This is a genomic window from Nonomuraea sp. MG754425 (assembly GCF_021699195.1).
GTDB lineage: Bacteria > Actinomycetota > Actinomycetes > Streptosporangiales > Streptosporangiaceae > Nonomuraea.
This window is the reverse complement of record NZ_SSXE01000359.1, coordinates 1-6,174: the sequence shown is the minus strand read 5'-3', so window position 1 is coordinate 6,174 and position 6,174 is coordinate 1. Positions and strand designations below refer to the sequence as shown.

Here is a 6,174-nt window from a genome sequence, read left to right as displayed (position 1 = left end):
GCCCGCGCTGGTGGCCGAGCGGGCCAGGCCCGGCGACATCGTGCTGACGATGGGGGCCGGTGACGTCACGGAGCTGGGCCCGCAGATCGTGGCCCGCCTGTCCTGACGGCCCCGCCCGGTCCGCCTGAGCCCGCTCCAGGCCGGCGCGGCGAGCCGCGATCGCGTCGCCCGGTGGAGTTTGGGCGTGGCGCGCGGGCTTCGGGCCGCGTGTCGGCGTAGGTTCGGTGCCGACATGGGCCGCGGGTTGGCGGGAGGGTGATGAAGGCGCGCACGGCGTTCCTGGTGCTGCTGACGGCGGGGGTGGTGGGCACGGCCGCGTGGCTGGTGTTCTTCTCGCCCGTGCTGGGGGTGCGTTCGGTGGAGATCGTGGGAAATCTCACAGTGCCCAGCGACCGCATCGAGCAGCAGGCCGGCGTGGCGGACCTGCACCCCCTCGCCACCGTGAACCTCGCCGACGTCGAGACCCGCGTCCTCGGCATCAGACAGCTCGCCACGGCCAAGGTCGACCGGATCTGGCCGGGCACGCTCAAGATCGAGGTGGTCGAGCGCGAGCCGGTCGCCGCCGTCCCCGCGGGGGACAAGGTGGCGATCGTCGACGGGCAGGGCGTGGTGATCGAGGTGCGGTCCGCCGCCCCGCCCATGCTGCCGTTGCTCAAGGTGGACCGCCCGCAGCAGGGCGACCCCGCCATGACGGCGGCGCTCAAGGTCGTCCAGGCGGTGCCGGACGAGGTGGCGGCCAAGGTCAGGCAGGTACGCGCGGGCACGGCCGAGGGCGTGACCCTGATCCTGTCGGACGGCCGTACCGTCGTCTGGGGCGGTCCCGACCGGCCGGAGGAGAAGGGCCGCATCCTGGTCTCGCTGCTCAAGCGGGAAAGAGCGGTCACCCTGTACGACGTCAGCTCACCCGACGTGGTGACGCTGAAGTGATCGTGATCGTCAGGGTCTGGCAACTCAGCGGCAAGAGCATCGCCGAGCCTGTGCGAGGCGGGGCCCGCGGCGTGAGAGCCTGTAAGCCGGACTTTCGGCAGAGGAGGGCCGCCACCAGGCGCGACTGCGGAGCGAAACGGACAGCCCGCGACACGCCGGACGTGCTTGCGGCGCGGTTAGTTGACCCGCCTGGAGCGTAACTCCTACTGTCCGTATCAATCCTCAGGTTGACATAAATCTAAATCTCAACCTGAGGTTGAGAGTTACCCGAACTGACAAAAAGCGGAGACAATCCGCACCGAAATGGCAAGTCAACGAGCGGAAAGGCCCCTCGTCGTGGCAGCACCGCAGAACTACCTCGCGGTCATCAAGGTCGTCGGCATCGGCGGCGGCGGAGTCAACGCCGTCAACCGGATGATCGAAGAGGGACTCAAGGGCGTCGAGTTCATCGCGATAAACACCGACGCCCAGGCGCTGCTGATGAGTGACGCCGATGTGAAACTCGACGTGGGCCGCGAGCTCACGCGCGGACTGGGCGCGGGCGCCAACCCCGACGTCGGCCGCAAGGCCGCCGAGGACCACCGTGAGGAGATCGAGGAGGTCCTCAAGGGGGCCGACATGGTCTTCGTCACGGCGGGCGAGGGCGGCGGCACGGGCACGGGCGGCGCTCCCGTCGTGGCCAACATCGCACGATCGCTCGGCGCGCTCACCATCGGTGTCGTGACCCGGCCGTTCAGCTTTGAGGGACGGCGCAGGGCGTCGCAGGCGGAAGCGGGCATCGAGACGCTGCGCGACGAGGTCGACACCCTCATCGTGATCCCCAACGACCGGCTGCTGTCGATCTCGGACCGGCAGGTGAGCGTGCTCGACGCGTTCAAGGCCGCCGACCAGGTGCTGCTGTCGGGTGTCCAGGGCATCACCGACCTCATCACCACCCCTGGTCTGATCAACCTCGACTTCGCCGACGTCAAGTCGGTCATGTCGGGCGCCGGCTCGGCCCTCATGGGCATCGGCCACGCCCGCGGTGACGACCGGTCGGTGGCGGCGGCCGAGATGGCGGTCTCCAGCCCGCTGCTGGAGGCCAGCATCGACGGCGCCCACGGCGTGCTGCTGTCGATCGCGGGCGGCTCCGACCTCGGCCTGTTCGAGATCAACGAGGCGGCCCAGCTCGTCTCCATGGCCGCCGCGCCCGACGCCAACATCGCGCAGCAGTCGGCGCCCGCTCCGGCGGCGCCGCTGCGGCCCGCCGCGACCGCGCCCAGCGTGAAGTCCGAGCCGCCCGCACCGCGGCCCGAGCCGCGCCCTGAGGCTCGTCCCGAGCCCCGCGCGGAGTTCCGGCCCGAGCCGCGCCCGGAGCCGCGGGCGGAGTTCCGTCCGGAGCCGCGTCCCGAGCCCAGGCCCGAGCCGCGCCCCGAGCCGGTGCGCCCGATGGAGGCCGTGCGCTCGCCGGAGCCGCTCGACGACCCCGACGACGAGCCGTCGGGCCCCGTCTCGATTCCCCGGCCCGCGCCCGAGCCCGCCAACCCGCCCACGCCCATCACCTCCCGCATGTCGGAGCCGCCCAAACGTCCTCGGGTGATCTTCGAGGACCAGGAGGAGGAGCTCGACGTCCCCGACTTCCTCAAATAGCCGTAGAGAGACAGCCGTCGAGACGGTCGCGCCCGACGCCGCTCCCCGCAGGGACATGGGAGCGGCGCCGTCGTGTGCGCGGCCGGGCGGAGCGGCGTACGGGCGGGGCGGGCACGCGGGCAGCGAGAGGGAGAGGCACGTGAGAAGGGACGAGATCGCGGCCGGTCTCGCCGAGGTCGACGCGCGCATCGCCGAGGCATGCCACGCGGTGGGCCGCGACCGGAGCGAGGTCACCCTGATCGCCGTCACCAAGACACGCCCTGCCGAGGACGTGCGCATCCTGTCCGAACTGGGCGTGCGCGACGTCGGCGAGAACCGCGACCAGGAGGCCGCCCGCAAGGCGCACGATCTCGCCGGACTGCCGCTGACCTGGCACTTCGTCGGCCAGTTGCAGACCAACAAGGTTCGTTCCGTGGTCGGGTACGCCGACGTGATCCACTCCGTCGACCGCCTCAGGCTGGTGGAGGCGATCAGCGGGGAGGCCGTGCGCCAGGGCCGCGACATCGGCTGCCTGGTGCAGATCGCCCTCGACGACGACCCCAGCCGGGGCGGTGTGCCCCCCGCCGGCCTGCTGGAGCTGTGCGACGAGGTGGCGCTGGCCGACGGCGTCCGGCTGGAGGGGGTCATGGCGGTGGCGCCGCTGGGGGAGGAGCCCGCCAGGGCGTTCGCCCGGTTGCGCGACCTCGCGGCGCGCGTCCAGGAGCAGCATCCCCAGGCCACCGTGATCTCGGCGGGCATGAGCGAGGACCTCGCGGAGGCCGTCGCCTACGGCGCGACACACGTGCGGGTCGGTACGGCGTTGCTCGGTCGTCGCAAGCCCTTCGTCAGGTAATGTCCCCCCAAGTGGGTCCTCAATCCCACGATCAAGTAGAGGTCGATCAGCGGTGAGCTCCAGGGGGGTGCGGCTGCCGCCTCGGACACGGCGACGGGCCCGAGCGAGTGCGACCATGAGCAGGAGGACGACTTAGCGATGGCCGGCGCGATGCGCAAGATGGCGGTCTACCTCGGTCTCGTGGAGGACGACCGCTACGAGAGGTACGAGACCTACACCGACGACTACGCCTACGACGACGACGTCCAGCGGCCCGGCGAGGACCGTCCCGTGGCCGTCCAGGAGCGCGAGGACGAACCGGAGGCCGGGGTGCCCGCGCCCAGGCCCACCACGACGGTCCTGGAACGCCGCACGACGGATCTGGCCCGCATCACCACCCTCCACCCCCGCACGTACAACGAGGCCCGGACGATCGGCGAGCACTTCCGCGACGGCACCCCGGTCATCATGAACCTGACCGAGATGGTCGACAGCGACGCCAAGCGGCTCGTGGATTTCGCGGCAGGTCTGGTCTTTGGCCTACATGGCAGCATTGAACGTGTTACCAACAAGGTGTTCCTGTTGTCCCCTGCCAATGTCGAGGTGACCGCCGAGGACAAGGCCCGAATCGCGGAACGCGGATTCTTCAACCAGAGTTAGAGTCTCTGGTATGCCTATCGGACCCAACCAGGTCTCGCCGAGACCGGGAGGGCACATCGGAAGTGGAGGCGCGGCCGGGCCGTGGACGTCGTCGGTGGGATCTTGGTCGTTGTCCTTTCCGTCTATCTGGTGTTGCTCATCGGCAGGATGATCTTTGAGACGGTGCAGGCGTTCGCCCGCCAGTGGCGGCCATCCGGCGTCGTCCTGGTGCTGGCGGAGGCCACATACACCGCAACCGACCCACCGCTCAAGTTCCTCCGCCGTTTCATTCCTCCGCTCCGGTTGGGTACGGTGGCCTTTGACCTAAGCTTCACTGTCCTGTTCATCGTGGTTCTGATCCTGATTCAGATCGCCGGATCGCTGCGATGAGGGGGCCGGTGGCGCCGGTCGTGATCCAACTCGTGTCCGCGCTGAGGTGATTCGGGTTACCGTCCTCCGGACAGACTCCAAGCGCGCCAAGGAGACCAAAAAATGCCGCTGACGCCCGCTGATGTGCGGAACAAGCAGTTCAGTACCACCCGGCTGCGGCCGGGCTACGACGAGGAAGAAGTAGACGCCTTCCTCGACGAGGTGGAGGCTGAGCTCGACCGCCTGATCCAAGAGAACGAGGAGCTCCGCGCGAAGCTGGCCGAGTGCCTGCGCGGGAAGGTGCCGGGCGGCATGAACATGCCCATGGCCTCCGCACCGATCCAGGAGCAGCCCAAGCCCGAGATGATGGCGCCGCCGCAGCCGGAGCCCATGCGGGCCCCCGAGCCGCCGCCGGTGCAGCAGCAGCCGGTCCCCGTTGCCATGAGCATGCCTCCCGCCGAGGACAACATGGACACCGCGGCCCGCGTGCTCGCGCTCGCCCAGCAGACCGCCGACCAGGCGATCTCCGACGCCCGCCGCGAGGCGGACGAGACGGTCACCCGCGCCCGCCGCGAGGCCGACGAGATCCTCACCAAGGCCCGCCGCCAGGCCGAGCAGGTCATCGGCGACGCCCGCGCCCGCGCCGAGACGCTCGAGCGCGACGCGCAGGAGCGCCACCGTCAGGCGATGGGCTCGCTGGTGCAGACCCGCGACGAGCTCGAGCGCAAGGTCGAGGAGCTGCGCAGCTTCGAGCGCGAGTACCGCAGCCGCCTCAAGCTGTACCTGGAGAACCAGCTCGCCGAGCTCAACGTCTCCGCCGAGGGCAGCGGTGGGTTCCCGGTGATGTCCGGTGGTCCGCAGGGTCAGGCTCCCGCCATGTCGCACGCCGTGCCGCAGGGTGGCCAGCCGCCTCTTCCCGGTGGTCCGAACCCGTTCGGCGGCGAGGCTCCGCAGGGTGTCTTCCCCGGCGCGGACGGTCCGCACAACGACCGCCGGTAAAGTAACGGGTCACTAGGACCTGCTTCTCGAAAGAGCCCCCTGTGATCCTTATCAGTGCTGGTTTGGTGCTCGCGGCAGTGGTTCTGCTGATCGCGGGCTTCGTACTGGCGAAGCCGTTCCTGATCATGTGGTCCATCGTGGTCAGCGTGCTGTCCGCGTTGTTCCTGGTGATCGGGGCTTTCCTGCGGCGGAACGAGCTTTTTCCCGGAGGTGGGCAGGCCGCTGCGCCGGCCACCCCCCCGAAGGGGCTCATGTCGCCCGCGCCGCCGTACAACCAGACCGGTCCGACGGCTCACCAGCCACAGCCGCAACCCCGGCCGTATCCCCCGGCCCCGCAGCGGACGGCGACCGCACCGGCCTCCGCGCCGCGCCGGCCCACGCCGGGCGGTGTCGCGCCGAACGCGATCGTGCTGGTGATCCCTGGGCGCAAGCGCTACCACGTGCCCGGCTGCAGGCAACTGACCGGCCGGGATCACGAGGAGCTCACGTACGAGGAGGCACGCGAGGAGGGCTTCACGCCCTGCACGGCGTGCCTGCCCGACGCAGCGCTCGGCGGACGGCAACTGCCGCCTGCCGCCACTCCCGGCTCCGCTCCCGCCGCTGACGTCACCACGGCGAGCCGAGCCGAGAACTCCGCGGAGACCCGCGACGTACGTCCGCCGGTCAACCCGCCGAAGCCCGACGTGAAGGCTTCCACCCCCAGCCCGGAGTCCGCCGCCTCCCACGAGGAGGAAGGCGCCACCGGGTGGTTCGGCCGTTCCCCGGCCGCAGCGGGGAGCCCGCCCAAGGCCCCCTCCTCC

At 70.4% G+C, this 6,174-nt stretch carries 6 protein-coding genes and 1 pseudogene; all 7 read left to right on the top strand.

The features are described 5' to 3' along the window. Window positions 1–258: 258 nt before the first annotated feature. Window positions 259–927 (top strand): cell division protein FtsQ/DivIB, encoded by a 669-nt coding sequence (locus FAF44_RS52340; RefSeq protein ID WP_237110976.1) that lies wholly within the window; start codon window positions 259–261, stop codon window positions 925–927. Window positions 928–1,263: 336 nt separating this feature from the next. Next, window positions 1,264–2,556, top strand: a complete 1,293-nt coding sequence (ftsZ, locus tag FAF44_RS52335) for a cell division protein FtsZ (protein ID WP_237110975.1) — start codon at window positions 1,264–1,266, stop codon at window positions 2,554–2,556. 139 nt (window positions 2,557–2,695) lie between these two features. Continuing rightward, window positions 2,696–3,388 (top strand): YggS family pyridoxal phosphate-dependent enzyme, encoded by a 693-nt coding sequence (locus tag FAF44_RS52330; protein ID WP_237110974.1) that lies wholly within the window; start codon window positions 2,696–2,698, stop codon window positions 3,386–3,388. A gap of 138 nt (window positions 3,389–3,526) precedes the next feature. Then, window positions 3,527–4,027: a cell division protein SepF gene (locus tag FAF44_RS52325; protein ID WP_237110973.1), complete on the top strand. Its 501-nt coding sequence runs from the start codon at window positions 3,527–3,529 to the stop codon at window positions 4,025–4,027. 81 nt (window positions 4,028–4,108) lie between these two features. Beyond that, on the top strand, window positions 4,109–4,396 hold the full coding sequence (locus tag FAF44_RS52320; protein WP_237110972.1) for a YggT family protein: 288 nt from the start codon (window positions 4,109–4,111) through the stop codon (window positions 4,394–4,396). A gap of 102 nt (window positions 4,397–4,498) precedes the next feature. Then, window positions 4,499–5,374 carry a DivIVA domain-containing protein gene (locus FAF44_RS52315; protein ID WP_237110971.1) on the top strand — a complete coding sequence of 292 codons (876 nt, stop codon included), beginning with the start codon at window positions 4,499–4,501 and terminating at the stop codon, window positions 5,372–5,374. A gap of 77 nt (window positions 5,375–5,451) precedes the next feature. Further along, window positions 5,452–6,174: pseudogene (locus tag FAF44_RS52310) on the top strand (hypothetical protein); the annotation flags it as partial.